Raw genomic sequence first — 16,366 nt, forward strand, 5'->3', positions numbered from 1 at the left:
TCAGCCCGGCGAGCGCGGCCGCGACGTGATTCACTACGCCCATCATTCTTCTCCATTCGACAATTGTTCTTGAGATGCGTCCCGACGGCGCGCGCCGAACCCGGCCGCGCGCGACACATGCGACACATGGACCCGACGCGTCACAAAACGCGCGCAGGAATCAAACGCGGGGAATGGCAAGAGGGTCGAAGACCCGGCCGCCGACCGTTAACGCGCGTCTTAGGAGAGACGCGACGGCGGCGCGCGAGAAAGCCCGTTACTGGGCCACTGTTCGGCAGACGGCGCCAGGTCGCGCTGTTCCAGCCAGATCGGAGAATCGTCCGCCTGCGGCACCAGCACGACGATGATGGCGCTCAACAGATCCTTTGCAAAAAAGTCGTTGCTTTGTTCGCTCAAAAAGCAGGCCGTGCAATGCATGTGTTGGACATGCCGCGCCTTGCCGTCTCCGCCCTGGTCGACGCACAGTTCGTACGACGTCGCGAAGGGAGAGGTGACGAATGCGCCGAAATCGCCGGCGTGGTGCGCGTGAGAAAAAATGAGACCCAAGGCTTGCTGGAAAAGCAGACAAGCGATCGCGATCGCCAAAATCGGGCGCACAAACCGCCTCAATTTTTGTCTGTTTTGCCGCATGCTGAACTCTGAGCGCACAGCGATGAGCTTGTCAACGACGTTGAGCGTGCAGCTTCTACAATATTTTCAATTGTTGCGCCTTCGCCACACTTGGTCTTTGCAGTTCTGTTGCTGTTACGTTGCGGTTACGTTGTTGAAGAGAGCAGCATGCGTGCGCGGCGCAAGACCGCTAAACCTGTATTCGATCCTTGCTCAATATCAATAATGGAATTCTGAAAATGGGCGCGGCAGTTTCGATTGTCGACGCCCACTGCCTTGCAAGGCGCCGCGACGATGTTCGGCATACGCGCGTCGTACATAGAGTTTTCGTATTGCCGCCCAAAGATTTCGCGCCTATGATCCGCGCACCGTAAGCAATGGTTGGCGGCAATCCATGCTCATTCGGCTTATTCTCCTTGTCTCTATATTACTGCAGGCTGCAGGCGTTTCGACTGTCGCCGCGCGCGCGCAGACGCTATTTCCGGCGTTCAACACCGTCGTCTGTAAAGTCGAGTTCGTTCCTTTCGCGCCGCATGCGCCGATCGATCACGAGCGTTCTTGCTCGGACTGCATCGCGTGCTGCAACGGTCAGCCGCCCATCCTCTGCGTCTCCGAACAGATCGTGCGCCTGTCATTTCCAGCGGCGCAGTTCATCCTGTTGGCGCTTCCTATTGTTCCCGACTCGCGGACGCATGCCGCGACGCCGCCGGCGCGCGCCTCTCCCGTCTAAACGCTCCACACCATTGGAAATCACGCATTCGCCGGCGCTTGGAGCGCCCGGCGTCGATGCGACGTGTGTGAACGGCGAGCGCTTGGCAAGTGAGGGGAACCCCGGATGCGCAAGTCCCATGAGATGATCGACCGCCTGTACAGAAGCCATCATCGCGATCTGATTACGCGCGCGCGCCGCGTGATCGGCTCGGACGATGCGGAGGATATGGTGCAGGAAGCCTACCTCAAGATGCTCGAAGGCGACCGGAGCGCGCCGGTTTCGAATGCGCGGGGCTATGTGTCGAAAGTCACGTCGACCCTCGCGATCGACAGCCTCCGGCGTCAAAGGACGCATGCGCGGGCGCTCACCGAGAACAACGTCTGGTTTCAATCGGCGGACCGCGACTCGCTGAGCGCGGCGATCCCCGACGCGTTGGGCTTGGCCTCCGACGTGCAGACGGCGCTCATGCAGCTGCCGCGATGTTGCGGCCGGATCTTCTTCATGAGCCGCATTCTTGGCTTCAGCCATTCGGAAATCGCGCAGGAAATCGGCGTGTCCCTGAGAACGGTCCACCGCAATCTCACGCGGGCGTTGGATCACTTCGATCGCGCTTTCGAGATCGCGTCGTCGCGCGAACCTGCGCTGCGCGTCAAGGCGTCGCCTGCGCTACGCGCGTCTTCGCCTGCGCAATCCTCCACGCAGGGCGCCGTCGCCAAGGCGGCGGAGATCGAAATCTCGACCGCTCGAAAAAATTCTCCGCCCAGCCTGTCCGATTTCTGCGGCCTCGCTCGTCATACCATTCGGGTCCCGCGTTCTGCGGCGCCCGTCTGGAGCGTCCAGACGAACTCTCAAGGGGAAGCACCTATGACCATTCGTGTCGCCAAGCGCATCACGCTCAACGTTATTGGCCGCGCCAGCGCCCGCTGCGCTTCGACCTGCGCCGCCACCAACGGCTAAGGACGATCGGCTTGCGCCGCGCGCCCCCCGGCGAGCGGCGCAAGCGACGTCCGATGCGTCAAGACGAAGGCGACAGATAGATGCGGCTTGGCTTCAATTTTACGCTCGGCGATACCTATGACATGGTCCAGAGGCTCATTGATGAAGGACGAATCGATTACTGCGAATTCCTTATCGACAATTTTTTCTGCGTCGATCCCGACGAACTGGCCAAGGCGTTCGACTGTCCCATCGGCTTGCACATCATGTATTCGAAATTTCTCGAAGCCGATCGGCCGACCCTGGTCGACTTCGCCGCTCGGCTTCGAGATTACATCGACGCGCTGAACCCGATTTACGTCTCCGACCATATTCTGCGCTTCACCCATGAGGGACGCGCCTTCTTTCACCTCGGCGAAGTCGACTACGCGACGGAATATGAATCTGTGCGCGACAGGGTGCTCCAGTGGCAGGACCTTGTCGGCCAGCGCATCCATTTCGAGAATTATCCGTCGATCATGGACGGCGGCGCGGAGGCGCCGGCCTTCTTCGAGCGGCTGATGAAAGACACGGGCGCGGGCGTGCTGTTCGACGCGTCCAACGCGGTGTGCTCCCATCGCAACTGCGGGACGCCGTTCGACGCCTGGCGCAACGTCATCGCCGCCGCCCAGCACTTCCATGTCGCCGGCTACCGGCAGTCGCTGATCGAGCCGTTCATCTCGCTCGACACCCATGCCGAGGCGCTGGCGCCCGATACGCTCGCCTTCCTCGAACAGTTTCGATCGGACTTCGACACGCCCGGCGCGACGATGACCTATGAGCGCGACGACCAGATCGAATATGACGATATCGTCGCCGATCTCGAGCTCTTGCGAAATCTGTTCGGCGAACCCGAAGAAAGACGTCATGACCTTGCTGTCTCTGCCTAGTCGGACTGACCGCGACCTCTATCCTGCGCTGATGTCGCCGCAACTATGCGCCAAATATCCTGCCGATCAGAAGGCGTTCGTGCGCATCGACGTGAGCCTGCGCATCTACTGGCACACGCTCTTCGACATCTGCCCCGAACTGCTGGAGCTCTCCGGCCCGGACGGCATGTCGATCTTTCGGCCGTTCATGGCGTGGGCGGGCGAGAAGAAGCTCGCCTTCGACTGGTCCTACTATTTGTGGGTCTATGTTTGGCTGCGCCAATCGCCGTTCAAAGACCGGCTGCTGGCTGACGAAAAATATCTGCGGTCGGTCATGGGCGCGTCGGCCGCGCGCTGGGCGGTGCTCGATCGCGGCAGAAGTCGCGGCATCGTGATCGGATGCGCCGACACTTCGGATCTCGTCATCGGCTGGAAATGCCGCAGCGTCCGCTTCGGACGCGAGATCGAGCTGATCGAACCTGAAGAGCCCTTGCCCGCCCCTCAGGACATTTTCGGCTATTTCACGCTGCCGAGCTTTGAACTCGACGTTTTTCCGGGGTGGCAAGGCCTGTCGCGATGACAGGAGCGCCGTTCTGGCGCGGATATTGGCTGCTGTTCGCCAGCACGTCCGCCGCCGCCTTCATCATGCAGATCGATCTGGCGATGGTGGCGCGACTGGGCGGGCGGGCCTCCGGCGCCTATGCGATCTTGATGCGCATCACGCTGCTCGACGTGGCGGTCACGATCGCCTCCGCCGCCGTCGCCGCCATTGCGCTCGGCCACGCCCAACGGAACGGCGAGGAGCGCGAGGCGATCGAAAAGACCTGCGCGATCGCGGTCGCGCTAGGCGCGGCGACCGCGATCTTCGGCTTCTTCGCCTATCCGATCTTCCTGAGCATGCTGATGGGCGACGCCGCCGCCGCGCCCTTTGTCGGGGCGCCGATCGTTTGGCTCGTCGCCGGCGCGCCGTTCCGCGTGCTTGCCAACACGCAGGGATTTCTGCTGCACGGGCTCGGACGCGGCGGCGCGGTGCTGAAATGGAAGCTCGCGGAAATTCCCGCGAAGGCGGGGGCCAATTTCCTGTTCATGAATGCGCTCGGATTCGGTTTCGCCGGCTGTTTTCTCGCGGGCTACTTCGTTGCCGTGGCCTCGTCGATCTGGCTGTGGACTCGACTGGCACCGCATGGCGCCCGCAACATGCGCCTTCCGGAACTGGCCTTCGCGCGCTCCTTTCTGGGCGGGACGTTCTGGGAAGCGCTGCGGGTTCTGTCGCCGCAGGCGGCGATGCTCTTTTCGCTGACGCTGTTTTCGCTGCCCTGGCAGAGCGCCGCGAACGGCCAGCGTCTCGATTCCTTCGCCGCCGCCCAAACCTTCATGTTGTTCATTCTCGGTCCGCTGATCACGCTGACGCGCTTCCTCGCCATTCGCCTGCCTGCGAAATCCGTCGACGACTGGTCGACGGCGCTCGCGCCGATGGCGCGCGTCGGCGCGCCGATCGCGCTGACGGCCGCCGTCATTCTGCTCCTCGGCCGCGATTGGATCGGCGCGACTCTCTACCGCCAGCACGGGCCTTGGTGGTCGGTCTTCATCGCCTGCCTGGCGCTTTCGCTGCCGATCCGATTCATCGGCAGCGTCGTCCGCGGCCTGGCGCTCGCCCGCAGCGCCTTCGCCAGACTGACCTTTGCAGACGTGCTGGCGCAATGGCTCATTGCGCCCCTGGTCCTTGCGTTCGGTCTCTCCGCGAACCGTCCGGAGATCGCCTATCAGTCACTGATCTGGCCTGAAGCCGTCGTCGTTTTCCTGATTTGGCGCAGCCTTCGATCCGCGCCCGAGGAGCCGGTCGGCGCCTCGTGGCCCTCCAAAGGACATGTGCAATGAGCGTGGAGCGAGTCCCTGTTCTGATTGTCGGCGGCGGCTACGCCGGCCTGTCGGCGGCGGCGCTGCTGGCATGGCGCGGCGTTCCCTGTCTGCTCGTCGAGCGGCGCGCGTCGACGTCGCGCCTCCCGAAGGCGCATGGGATCAACCGGCGCAGCATGGAGCTCTTGCGCGTCGTCGACGGTCTGGAAGACGCGCTGTTTGCGGCGAGCCGCGCCGGCGCCAATGAGTCAACGCTGATCATCGCGGAGTCGGTGACGAGTCCGCCGATCCAGACTCTCGTGACCAAGAGGTCGCTCGACGCGACGCAGGTCTCGCCCAGCAAAATATGCACGGCGGGACAGGATCGGGTCGAACCCGTGCTGCTGCGCTTCGCCCGCGCGAACGGCGCCGATGTGCGATTTTCGACGACGCTCATACGTTTCACGCAACGCGACGACGGCGTCGAGGCGGTCCTGCGCAACGAAGCGTCGGGACAAGAGACCACGGTTCGCGCCGACTACATGATCGCCGGCGACGGCGCCGGCGGCACGATTCGCGACGCCGGCGGCGTCAAGATGCAAGGCCCCGGCGTTCTCGCCGACACCATCTCCGTGCTGTTCGAGGCCGACCTCAAGGCGGTCCTGCCGAGCGACGGATTTGCGCTCTACTATCTGCGCAACGCGGCGTTCAGCGGCGCCTTCGTCACCTGCGACGAACCCAACCACGGCCAGATCAACATCGAATATGACTCCTCGCGCGATCAGGCGTCCGATTTCGATGAAGAACGGTGCCGGGCGCTCGTGCGCCAGTCTCTTGGCGTCGCCGAGCTCGCGGTGAACATTCTCGATATCCGCCCCTGGCGAATGGCGGCGCTGCTCGCCGATCGCATGTCCTTCGGCCGCGTGTTTCTTGCCGGCGACTGCGCCCATGTCACGCCGCCCGTCGGCGGCCTGGGCGGACAGACCGCGATACAGGACGCCGCCGACCTGGCGTGGAAACTGGCGCTTGTCGTCAAGGGCCAAGCCGCGCCGGCGCTGTTCGACAGCTATGGCGTCGAGCGCAGGCCGGCGGCGCGCATCGCGATCGCGCGCGCAATCGCCAATTATGTCGAGCGTCTTCTTCCCGATCGTCAGGAGCTGCGCATCCGGGATGACGAATACGGACTGCTCGAAACCGCGATGGGGTACCGATATCGCTCCGATGCGATCATAAGCGACGCGGCTGACGACGCTTCGGCGGTCGAGGATCCTCAGCGCCCGACCGGCGCGCCGGGAACGCGTCTCGCGCATGTCTGGCTGCGGCGTGGCGAGCAGACGATCTCCTCGCATGATCTGATCGGCCGCGACTTCATGCTGTTCATCGGGCCGCAGGGCGACGACTGGGTCGAAGCGGCGCAACGTCTCGCCCAGCGCGCGCACGCGCCGCTTGGCGTTTGCCGCCTTGGCGTCGACGTCGACGATCCCGAAGCGCTGTTTCTGCCGCGCCTTGGCGTTTCGCCCGAAGGCGCGCTCCTCGTGCGCCCAGACGGATTCATCTGCTGGCGTTCGCCAAGCCGAAGCGCCGATCCGCTCGCGACTCTGGAAAAGAGCTTCGCGCGCGTGCGCGGCTTCGCGGCGCGCGAAACCAGCGCGCTCCCATCGGCCGCGCTTGTCGGCGCGGCCTAGGCTCAGCCGCGCCTGCGGCGCCAGAGAACGTCTTCGCCAAAGGAGATTGGTCGAATGTCCATTGTTTCATCGGAACTCGACACGCCGATCCTGTCGGTCGATCCGAAGCGGCTCGCAACCATCCAGACGCCCTATCAGGACTTCAACCGTCTGTCGCGCGCCAGCGGCGCGTTGGAGGCGCTGCCGCTTCGCGCCAAACGCCAGTTCAGATCCTATTATTTCTTCAACCCGCCGAAGTGGCGCGTCCGGGCGCGCGCGCTCAGCGGCGGCGAACGCATGGAGCCGTCCTTCGCGTCGATCGGCGCGGTGCGCTCCGGCACCTCTTTTCTCTCCTCTTACATTTTCCAGCATCCGCATGTCGTTCTGCCGCTTTCGAAGGAGATCGCCTTCACGGAGACGATGCGCGAACTCATGGCGCATTTCCCGACGCGCGCGGCGCAACGGGCGGCGGAGCGGCAAAACGGCGGCGCGATCACCGGCTACTGCACACCGGTGATGCCCAACCCGCTCTGGATCTTTCTCGCCAAGTCGATGTTTCCGAACATGCGGATCATCTGCGTTCTGCGCGATCCGGTCGAACGGACCTTTTCGCACTGGCGCTGGGATCAGAAGCGCTTCGTCAGCCGGAAGTCGCAGGACCCGCACTGGAAGGGCTTTCCGGATTTCGAAACCCTGATCGAGGCCGAGAAGGCGACGATCCGCGGCGGCGGCATGGAGCCGCACGCGTTTTCAGGAGCCCGCGCCGGCTATCTGCGGCACAGCATCTATGCGCCCTTTCTGCGCCTGCTCTTCGAGAAGTTTGGCCGAGACCGCGTTTTCATCGTCGATGCGGCGGCGTTTTTTCGCGACCCGCGCGCGACGGCGAAGCAGATTTACGAATTTCTCGGCCTGCCGAAGGTCGAGCCGCTGGTGATCGAGGAGCGCAATACCGGACCGGACGGGGCGCTCGACGACAGGCTCCGCGCGGATCTGGCGGAATTTTTCCGGCCCTATAACGATGAGCTTTACGCGCTGCTCGACAAGGATTTCGGCTGGGGCGCCCGATAGCAAGCGCGCCCGTTCGCCCGCCGCTCCTCGACCCTGACCCTGACGGCCGCGAAGGTATGGGCTTCACGCGCCCGCGTTCCGGCAATATATGGATGACGCTGAAATCCCGCCGGTTCGAGGATCAGGATGAACGCCCACGCCAGGAGGCCCGCAATCGCGGGGCCCGCGGCCGCCGCGCCGGCGCCGCTTGTCGACCCCTTCGGGCGGACGATCTCCTATCTGCGCGTCTCCGTCACCGACCGATGCGATTTCCGCTGCGTCTATTGCATGTCGGAACATATGCAGTTCCTGCCCCGGCGCGATCTGCTGACGCTCGAGGAGCTCGACAGGCTCTGCGCCGCCTTCGTCGCGCGCGGAACCAGAAAGCTGCGCATCACCGGCGGCGAGCCGCTGGTGCGTCACGACGTGATGAAGCTGTTTCGCGCCCTGTCGCGCCATCTTGCGTCCGGCGCGCTGGAGGAGCTGACGCTCACCACCAACGGCTCGCAGCTTTCGCGCTTTGCGGCCGAACTCGCCGATTGCGGCGTCCGGCGGGTCAATGTCTCGCTCGACACGCTCGACCCGGACCGTTTCAGGACGCTGACCCGCACCGGCGCGCACGAACAGGTGCTGGCGGGAATCGCCGCCGCCCGCGCCGCCGGCCTCAAGGTGAAGCTCAACGCCGTGGCGCTGAAAGGCGTCAACGAGGACGAGTTTGTCCCGCTCGTGCGCTTCGCGCACGAAACCGGCATGGACATGACCTTCATCGAAGTGATGCCGCTCGGCGAACTCGACGGGCCGGAGCGCGCCGACCAATATCTGCCGATGCAGGAGGTGCGCGACCGGCTGAGCGAGGCCTTCACGCTCGACGAGATTGATTATCGCACCGGCGGGCCGGCGCGCTACATGCGGGCGCGCGAAACCGGCGGGCGCATCGGCTTCATCACGCCGCTCACCCATAATTTCTGCGAGAGCTGCAATCGCGTGCGCGTCACCTGCACCGGGACGCTGTATATGTGCCTCGGCCAGGAGGATGCGGCGGACCTCCGCGCGCCGCTGCGCGAGAGCTTCGACGACGCGTTGCTGCATCAGGCGATCGAGACGGCGATCCTGCGCAAGCCCAAGGGCCACGACTTCGTCATCGACCGAACCGCGCCGGCGGCGGCGGTCTCCCGCCACATGAGCATGACGGGCGGGTGATGGCGGAGCCGACAACCGTCGCATTCATTGGCCTCGGGGTCATGGGCTATCCCATGGCCGGGCATCTTCATCGCGCCGGCCACAGGACGCGGGTCTACAACCGCACCGCCACCAGGGCCGAAAAATTCGTCGCCGCCCACCCCGGCGCGGAATGGTTTTCGACGCCGGCGGAAGCGGCGGCGGGCGCCGAATTCGTCTTCTCCTGCGTCGGCAATGACGACGATCTGCGCGCCGTGACGATCGGCGACGGCGGCGCCTTCGCGGGCATGTCGGCGGGGGCGGTCTTCGTCGACCATACGACGGCCTCGGCGCAGGTCGCGCGCGACCTCCATGCGGCGGCGGCCGAGCGCGGGCTCGGCTTCATCGACGCGCCGATCTCCGGCGGTCAGGCCGGAGCCGAGAATGGGGCGCTCACCGTCATGTGCGGCGGCGACCCGGCGGTCTTCGCGAGAGCCGAGCCGGTGATCGCCTGCTACGCTAGGGCCTGTCGCCTGATGGGGCCGCCGGGCGCCGGACAGCTCACCAAGATGGTCAATCAGATCGCCATCGCCGGCCTGGTCCAGAGCCTGGCGGAGGCGCTGCATTTCGCCGGGACGGCGGGGCTCGACGCGGAGGCCGTCATCGATCTCCTGAAGAACGGCGCGGCGCAATCGTGGCAAATGGAAAATCGCACGAAAACAATGATTGCCGGCGAGTTCGACTTCGGCTTCGCGGTCGAATGGATGCGCAAGGACCTGTCGATCTGCCTCGCCGAGGCGCGGCGCAATGGCGCGCGCCTGCCGATCGCGGCCCTCGTCGACCAGTTCTACGCCGAGGTCGAGAAGATGGGCGGACGGCGCTGGGACACGTCGAGCCTCATCGCGCGTCTGGAGCGATGAGGCGGATTTAAGGCCAATCCTTAAAAATTTATGACTGCGGCGGAACCATTCGCGGGGCCGCCGCGTTTCCCCCCCGCAAAAAGAGGAAGCGTCACGGATCGCATCGTTCGAGTAGCGAGCCGGGGCAAAATTCCCGTTCCACCCTGTGGGGAGCCCTAAATGGCCGTTTCGCGCGAAAGCCCTTTCGCAAGCCGTATGTCGCGGATCATTCTCGGATTCACCGTCGCCATCGGCGCCGCCGCTGCTGTCGCGGCTGCGCCATCGACGTCTGATCTGAAAAGCCGATCCACCGCCACTGGCGTCCAAGCCGCCGTGAGCCTAAACGACATGGGCATGCGTCCGCTTGCGCGCGGACCGGCGATCCGAGTGGGGCGCGCTTATGGCGCAGAGGATGAAGATTGCACGCTCGTCATCACGCCGAAAGATGATGGGCGGGGTCGCGTCCGTTACATGCGTAGCATCTCCTGCGCGAATTGACGCCTTAAGTCGCGCACCCGGATTAGGCCAAAAGGGCTGGCCTGAGGCGAGGATCGTTCGGAAACGGACGTCTTCGCCTTTTTGTTTTTAAGGAGCTGCTTTTTTTTAAAATTTCGTCTGCAGGCGTAGGCCGAGATAGCTCGCCCGCGTCCTGACCGGGTTCCACGGGTCGATGATCTGGACGTCGCCCGACAGCCGAAACCACCGGGTCACCGCAAAATTGTAGAAAGCCTCGACGCCGCCCTCGCTGCGCCGATAGATTTTCCGCATCGCCAATCCGGAGAGGAGCGGCGGGGTCAGGCCGTAGTGATAGAAGCCGACGCCCCAGAGATCGTCCTCGCGGCCGCTCATCAGATTGTTGCCGGCGAGACCGACGAGCATGCTCCATTTGACCGGATTGGGATTGCCGTCCGACCGCGTCGCCAGGGTGAAGAGACCCCAGCCGACTTTCGGGTCGGTCTCGCTCTGCATCAGATATTGCTGGACCGCGTAGGAGACGAACCAGAAGCCTTTCTTGGTCAAGCCGCGGAGCCGGGCGATCGCCTGGCGCGTCTCGCCGATGTCGTCGAGATCGAAGCCGCGCGCATTGCTGTAGGCGGCGCGCAACGTGTGGAATCCGCGCAGGCCGCCGATCTCGACAGGCACGGTCGCCATCACTCCGGCGCCGACGCCGCGCTCGAACGGCCGTTCGATGACGCGCGGCTGCTGCGCGTTGCGCGGATCGGCGACCATCACTTTGAGGTCGAAATATTTGGTCTTGAGCGTCGCCGCGCCGCCGAGGAGATAGGGCGGCGCGATAATCAGCCGGTCGGCGACGCTTTCCGGCGAGCTGACGCCGATGCCGGTCGAAGGCAGCGCAAAGGCGCGGTTCATGAAGGTGTCGATGCCGCCGCCGCCGACGAGCGGCGTCTGCGAGGCGAGCGTCAGCATGTTGAATTTGCCGATCGTCACCGAAAATTCCTCGCTGAACGCCTGCGTCAGCGACATCGACAGAGCGGAGTGATAGCCGTCGCGCTCGATGAAGGCCTGGGCGACATTGACCGGCAGCAGCGCCAGGTCCTGCCGGTTCACGTTGCGGCCGAAGTAATGCTCATATTGCGCATTGAATTTGAGCCCTTTCCAGAAGCCGAACTTCTCGCCGTCGACGCGCAGAAACATGTCCATCTTGCCGCCGTATTGCGCCGTCCGGTCGATCGCGCCAGCGGGAATGCCCTGATAGAACTGGGTGACCCAGACGTCGACGTCGACGCCGAAGCGGCGCAGCTGGTCCTTGGGGCCGCCGGGCGTGTCGGTCAACGATTTCTGCTTGGCGAGCGAGACAAAATCGTCATCCGCGAGGGCGCGGCCGGCGATCGGCGCAACGCTCAGGCAGGCGGCGGCGAGCAAGCCCAACGCTCGCGACGCTCGCCGGTTGCCGGAGGCCGGCCCGTTCCAGTCCCTCCGCCGCCACATCCTGTCGGGCCTCGCGCGCAGTCCGATCGTGAATCAAATATCGTCAAGCTTAGCGCCATCGCCGCCCTTGTCTATTGGCAGCCCGCAACAGTCGCGAGCTTTCCTTATTCGAAACGGCTCAGGCAGTCGCCTCTAGGTCGGCACGCCGACCTAGAGGCGATGCGGGTCAGTCTGAATTTAGGTTACGACCTGATTGGTCATTTCCCAAAGGCACGATCTGGGATGAAACATGAAACACCCTTCAACTTTTGGAATAAAGTTATTCACGCGCCCAAGGCCCTTATTCTCAAGGCTTCGGCTCGCGTGCAAAAGTCTTGAGTATTGCAACAGGTGAAGGCACCTTTGAGCTATAGCGGTAGTCCGCGTCAGGAACTCGGCCCCTGAAGCAGCCGCTCAAACATGCGCTTCAACGGCGACAGGCGGAAGGGCAACCAGCTCGGCAAGCTTGGCCGCGACGTTTGCCATCGGCTCTTCTGCAGTACTCAGGCCGCTTCGCGAGCCGAGCAGCGGACTGACTTCACGGAGAGCTTCATACGTTGTGTCGTGCACGATGGGAACGAGCAGCTCACGCGCTAGGAGTGCCGAAAGCTCTTTGTCGGCGATGCCCTCTCCTTGAACACGGCGCAGCAGCGCAGGAGTCACCAGCACGATCCCGACTCGCGACTTCGCCAGTCCCTTGTCGATTTCGCGGAGCAACGGCGCGCCGAGGAGTACGTCCTTCTCGCTGAACCAGACCGAGACACCGCGCGACTCGAGTAGATCGTGCAGCTCCTTGGCGGCACCTCCCCGGTCGTCCCACGCGTGGCAGAGAAAGACGTCCCGAAGGTCAGGCAGGGACCCTCGCTTCTCGACGCTTTCGCGGATCGGGGTGAGCGCCCGCACCTGGGCCGGAGTGTACGCCACGGAGGAACCGGCTCGAGACCATCTCGGTCTTACGCTGCTGCCGCTCCGGCTGCCACCGCTGCTCACCGATGAGGAATACGACGGTAGTGATCGCCCGGAACCACTGTAGCCGCTGTAGCCGCTGTACAGGCCAGAGCGGTAGCGGCATACAGGGCACGCCGCTGCAGCGCCTGCTGAGCGATGCCCCTCTACTGGTGCTGTGCATCTAGCCATCGGTGAATTTCCTAGTTCGAGTTGATGCCGGCCCGCATCACACCGCCCGACAGCGTTAACCAAACCAGAGCCCTCCCCGGTTGTCAACCAATGATATTGTTTCTATTTTTTGGTAAGTAATACTTACGTAAGTAACGCTTTACAAAATCATCCCGCTGATTCATACATTTTGCCATGGCCCCACGGATCGAGCCCTTTTACGCGGAGGTCGGACGTCGCATTCGCGACCACCGAAACAAGGCGGGCATGACGCAAGAGGACCTCGGCCGATTGCTCTCGCCGCCGACGACCCGCGTATCCGTCGCCAACATTGAGGGTGGCCATCAGCGAATTTTGTCGCATACCCTTGTGCAGCTGGCGGCGGCGCTCAATGTCGAAGTCACTGACATTCTGCCGCCAAAAGCAGTGCAACCAGTCACCAGCAGCAATGCTCGCATCACCGATGAGCTTGTGTCTAAGCTTGGCCTTTCGGTGAGCGCAGCGAGAAAGCTTGCCGGCAAATCTAAAATCAATTGAACCCATAGGAGAGTCGATGAGCATCTTGTCCGCTAGAAATCAGGCTGAAGCATTGGTTGATGCTCTGAACATCAAGCATGCTCCTGTTGACGTTGCGGGCGTTGCGGCACAACTCGGACTTGAAGTGGTTTACGTCGACCTTGGCGAAGACATTTCTGGAGCGCTGATCACGGGACCCCATGGCTCCCGCATTGCCATACGGAAAAGCGATCCTCCACAACGGCAAAGATTTTCAATCGCCCATGAAATGGCCCATCATTGCCTACGCCACCAATTCGAGCCGGGTGAGCATGTCCACGTTGATCGTGGACATTTGATCAGCCACCGCAATCAGCGTTCGTCCACCGGCATGGACGCAAAGGAGATAGAGGCAAACCAGTTTGCTGCCTGCCTGTTGATGCCGTCCCGCTTGGTGCGAGAACGCGTCAAGGCGTTGAACACTGAACAGCTCTATGATTCCCACGTCACTGCGCTCGCCAAAGAATTTAATGTCAGCGAACAGGCGATGACGATCCGGCTTACAACATTAAGATTGTTGTAGGTGAACCGCTCCTGATTTGCTGGAGGCGCGTCGGCTTGAACTATACGGCGCAGGGACTTTCTCAATTCAGATCGACCCATTACCCAGCCGGCTTCCTCGTTGACGCGTTAAGTCCCTCTCCCTACTGTGCGCGCCTCCCCATTCCAGATTGGCCAGTTCGCATCCCATGTCCGCACCGCTCCTGTTGTCGCCCGAACTCGTCGCAGCCGCGCGCGTCTCGCCCGCCTGGCCGTTCGAAGAGGCGCGAAAACTCGTGAAGCGGGTCGAAGCCAGCGGCCAGACGCACGTGCTGTTCGAGACCGGCTACGGTCCGTCCGGCCTGCCGCATATCGGCACTTTCGGCGAGGTCGCGCGCACCAGCATGGTGCGCCGCGCGTTCGAGGTCCTGACCGAGGGGAAGATCGCGACGCGCCTCCTCGCCTTCTCCGACGACATGGACGGGCTGCGTAAGGTCCCCGACAACATCCCGAACAAGGAGCTTGTCGCGGCCAATCTCGGCAAGCCGCTAACGCAGGTGCCGGACCCTTTCGGCACGCATCCGAGTTTCGGCGCGCATAACAATGCGCGGCTGCGCGCCTTTCTCGACGCCTTCGGCTTCGAATATGAATTCGCCTCAGCGACCGACTATTACAAGAGCGGCCGCTTCGACGCCGCCTTGAAGCACATGCTCGCCCGCTACGACGCGGTGATGAAGATCATGCTGCCGAGCTTTCGCGAGGAGCGCGCCGCAACCTATTCGCCCTTCCTGCCCGTCCATCCGAAGACCGGCATCGTCATGCAGGTGCCGCTCGACGCTTACGACGCGGAAGCCGGAACGATCTCCTGGAGCGATCCCGATACGGGCGAGAAATTCGTAACGCCCGTCACCGGCGGCCATTGCAAGCTGCAATGGAAGCCGGACTGGGCGATGCGCTGGTATGCGCTCGGCGTCGATTACGAAATGGCGGGCAAGGATCTCATCGACTCGGTGAAGCTGTCCGGTGCGATCGTGCGCGCGCTCGGCGGCCGCCCGCCGGAAGGCTTCAACTATGAGCTCTTCCTCGATGAGAGGGGCCAGAAGATTTCGAAGTCGAAGGGCAACGGCCTGACCATCGAGGAATGGCTGACCTACGCCAGCCCCGAGAGCCTCGCGCAGTTCATGTATCAGAAGCCGACCGCGGCGAAGCGGCTCTATTTCGACGTGATCCCGCGCGCCGTCGACGACTATCTGAATTTTCTCGACGCCTATCCGCGCCAGGACTGGAAGAACCGCCTCGGCAATCCTGTGTGGCACATCCACGCCGGCGACCCGCCCCCGGCGGAGACGCTGGAGCATGAAGGCGAGGCGAAGGGAACCAGCGTCTCCTTCTCGATGCTGCTCAACCTCGCCGCCGTCGCCAACGCCGAAGATCCGGCCGTGCTCTGGGGCTTCCTGCGCCGCTACGCGCCCTCAGTGACGCCGCAGAATCATCCCCGCCTCGACAAGCTCGTGGGCTACGCCGTCGCCTATTTCCGCCACTTCGTGAAGCCGGCGAAAAGCTATCGCGCCGCGGACGACGTCGAGCGCGAGGTCCTGCAGAACATCGACGCGGCGCTCGCCGGCATGGAGCACGCCAGCGGCGAAGAGATCCAGACAGCGCTTTACGATGTCGCCCGCGCCGCGCCGCGCTATCAGGACTTCAACGCGAAGGGCGCGACGCCGGAGCGCCCCGGCGTCTCCAACGACTTCTTCAACATGCTCTACGAAGTGCTGCTCGGCGAGAAGAAGGGGCCGCGCTTCGGCTCCTTCATCGCGCTCTATGGCGTGGCCGAGACGCGCAAGCTGATCGGGGACGCGCTCAGCGGCGCGTTCGCGCGCGAAACGGCCTGATGCGCGTCGCCGAAGCCGACATCCTCATCGTGTCGGGCTGGAGCGATTCCGGCCCCGAACATTGGCAAAGCCGCTGGCAGGCGAAACTCTCGACGGCCAGACGGGTGGCGCAACGCGACTTCGAAAAGCCGATTCGCGCCGAGTGGGAAGAAACGATCGCGCGAGAGGTTCTCGCCAGCGCGCGACCGGTCGTGATCGTCGCGCATTCGCTCGGCGTCATCGCCACGCTGCATGCGGCGCAGCGCGTCGGCGACAAGATCGCCGGCGCCTTTCTCGTCGCGCCGCCCTCGGAAGCGGTGATTCGGGAACTGCCATCGGTCGATTCCGGCTTCCTGCCGATTCCGCGCGCGCAGCTTCCCTTCCCCGCGGCGATGGTCGGCAGCAGCGACGATCCCTATGCGGATCCGCTCTTTGCGCGCCATCTCGCGCAGGACATCGGCGCTGAGTTCATCGACGCCGGCGCGGCCGGCCATATCAACGTCGACAGCGGCCACGGGCCATGGCCGGAAGGCTCGCTCGTCTTCGCGAAATTCATGGCGAAACTCTAACGCGCGTCATCTGTTCGGAGTATTGACACGCTACTGACGATCGCCGACGTTGCCACAACGCGCTGTTCCCAAGCGTT

At 63.6% G+C, this 16,366-nt stretch carries 16 protein-coding genes; 13 read left to right on the forward strand and 3 right to left on the reverse strand.

Annotated elements, in window-relative coordinates:
- Window positions 1–219: 219 nt before the first annotated feature.
- Window positions 220–585, reverse strand: coding sequence for a hypothetical protein (locus tag AB7F41_RS07850; RefSeq protein ID WP_428383678.1), 366 nt, complete (start codon window positions 583–585; stop codon window positions 220–222).
- Window positions 586–1,003: 418 nt separating this feature from the next.
- Here AB7F41_RS07850 and AB7F41_RS07855 point away from each other — a divergent pair, with 418 nt between their 5' ends.
- The 9 genes from AB7F41_RS07855 (at window position 1,004) to AB7F41_RS07895 (ending at window position 9,790) form a co-directional block, all read left to right on the forward strand.
- Window positions 1,004–1,339, forward strand: coding sequence for a hypothetical protein (locus AB7F41_RS07855; protein ID WP_428383680.1), 336 nt, complete (start codon window positions 1,004–1,006; stop codon window positions 1,337–1,339).
- A gap of 105 nt (window positions 1,340–1,444) precedes the next feature.
- Complete coding sequence (locus AB7F41_RS07860) at window positions 1,445–2,278, forward strand: methanobactin precursor domain-containing sigma factor (protein ID WP_428383682.1); 834 nt, start codon at window positions 1,445–1,447, stop codon at window positions 2,276–2,278.
- 80 nt (window positions 2,279–2,358) lie between these two features.
- Window positions 2,359–3,186: a methanobactin biosynthesis protein MbnB gene (mbnB, locus tag AB7F41_RS07865; protein ID WP_428383684.1), complete on the forward strand. Its 828-nt coding sequence runs from the start codon at window positions 2,359–2,361 to the stop codon at window positions 3,184–3,186.
- Window positions 3,164–3,745 (forward strand): methanobactin biosynthesis protein MbnC, encoded by a 582-nt coding sequence (gene mbnC / locus AB7F41_RS07870; RefSeq protein ID WP_428383687.1) that lies wholly within the window; start codon window positions 3,164–3,166, stop codon window positions 3,743–3,745. The genes mbnB and mbnC overlap by 23 nt, the downstream gene beginning before the upstream one ends.
- On the forward strand, window positions 3,742–5,043 hold the full coding sequence (gene mbnM / locus AB7F41_RS07875; RefSeq protein ID WP_428383689.1) for a methanobactin export MATE transporter MbnM: 1,302 nt from the start codon (window positions 3,742–3,744) through the stop codon (window positions 5,041–5,043). The genes mbnC and mbnM overlap by 4 nt, the downstream gene beginning before the upstream one ends.
- Window positions 5,040–6,686: a methanobactin biosynthesis FAD monooxygenase MbnF gene (mbnF, locus tag AB7F41_RS07880; RefSeq protein ID WP_428383691.1), complete on the forward strand. Its 1,647-nt coding sequence runs from the start codon at window positions 5,040–5,042 to the stop codon at window positions 6,684–6,686. Before mbnM ends, mbnF begins: the two co-directional genes overlap by 4 nt.
- A gap of 54 nt (window positions 6,687–6,740) precedes the next feature.
- The gene (locus tag AB7F41_RS07885; RefSeq protein WP_428383693.1) at window positions 6,741–7,733 is read left to right on the forward strand and encodes a sulfotransferase family protein; all 993 of its coding nucleotides are present in this window, start codon (window positions 6,741–6,743) and stop codon (window positions 7,731–7,733) included.
- Between the two features lie 126 nt (window positions 7,734–7,859).
- Window positions 7,860–8,912, forward strand: a complete 1,053-nt coding sequence (gene moaA, locus AB7F41_RS07890) for a GTP 3',8-cyclase MoaA (RefSeq protein ID WP_428383695.1) — start codon at window positions 7,860–7,862, stop codon at window positions 8,910–8,912.
- On the forward strand, window positions 8,912–9,790 hold the full coding sequence (locus AB7F41_RS07895; protein WP_428383697.1) for an NAD(P)-dependent oxidoreductase: 879 nt from the start codon (window positions 8,912–8,914) through the stop codon (window positions 9,788–9,790). Before moaA ends, AB7F41_RS07895 begins: the two co-directional genes overlap by 1 nt.
- A gap of 582 nt (window positions 9,791–10,372) precedes the next feature.
- Here AB7F41_RS07895 and AB7F41_RS07900 read toward each other — a convergent pair.
- Both AB7F41_RS07900 and AB7F41_RS07905 read right to left on the reverse strand, forming a co-directional pair.
- Complete coding sequence (locus tag AB7F41_RS07900; RefSeq protein ID WP_428383699.1) at window positions 10,373–11,653, reverse strand: carbohydrate porin; 1,281 nt, start codon at window positions 11,651–11,653, stop codon at window positions 10,373–10,375.
- A 459-nt stretch (window positions 11,654–12,112) separates the two neighbouring features.
- Window positions 12,113–12,622: a toll/interleukin-1 receptor domain-containing protein gene (locus AB7F41_RS07905; RefSeq protein WP_428383701.1), complete on the reverse strand. Its 510-nt coding sequence runs from the start codon at window positions 12,620–12,622 to the stop codon at window positions 12,113–12,115.
- A gap of 387 nt (window positions 12,623–13,009) precedes the next feature.
- Here AB7F41_RS07905 and AB7F41_RS07910 point away from each other — a divergent pair, with 387 nt between their 5' ends.
- The 4 genes from AB7F41_RS07910 (at window position 13,010) to AB7F41_RS07925 (ending at window position 16,289) form a co-directional block, all read left to right on the forward strand.
- Window positions 13,010–13,351 carry a helix-turn-helix transcriptional regulator gene (locus AB7F41_RS07910; RefSeq protein ID WP_428383703.1) on the forward strand — a complete coding sequence of 114 codons (342 nt, stop codon included), beginning with the start codon at window positions 13,010–13,012 and terminating at the stop codon, window positions 13,349–13,351.
- Window positions 13,352–13,367: 16 nt separating this feature from the next.
- The gene (locus tag AB7F41_RS07915; protein ID WP_428383705.1) at window positions 13,368–13,892 is read left to right on the forward strand and encodes an ImmA/IrrE family metallo-endopeptidase; all 525 of its coding nucleotides are present in this window, start codon (window positions 13,368–13,370) and stop codon (window positions 13,890–13,892) included.
- A gap of 166 nt (window positions 13,893–14,058) precedes the next feature.
- Window positions 14,059–15,741, forward strand: a complete 1,683-nt coding sequence (locus AB7F41_RS07920; RefSeq protein ID WP_428383707.1) for a lysine--tRNA ligase — start codon at window positions 14,059–14,061, stop codon at window positions 15,739–15,741.
- On the forward strand, window positions 15,741–16,289 hold the full coding sequence (locus tag AB7F41_RS07925; protein WP_428383709.1) for an RBBP9/YdeN family alpha/beta hydrolase: 549 nt from the start codon (window positions 15,741–15,743) through the stop codon (window positions 16,287–16,289). The genes AB7F41_RS07920 and AB7F41_RS07925 overlap by 1 nt, the downstream gene beginning before the upstream one ends.
- Window positions 16,290–16,366: the final 77 nt, after the last annotated feature.

The sequence above is a fragment of the Methylocystis sp. genome (assembly GCF_050251305.1).
Classification (GTDB): domain Bacteria; phylum Pseudomonadota; class Alphaproteobacteria; order Rhizobiales; family Beijerinckiaceae; genus Methylocystis.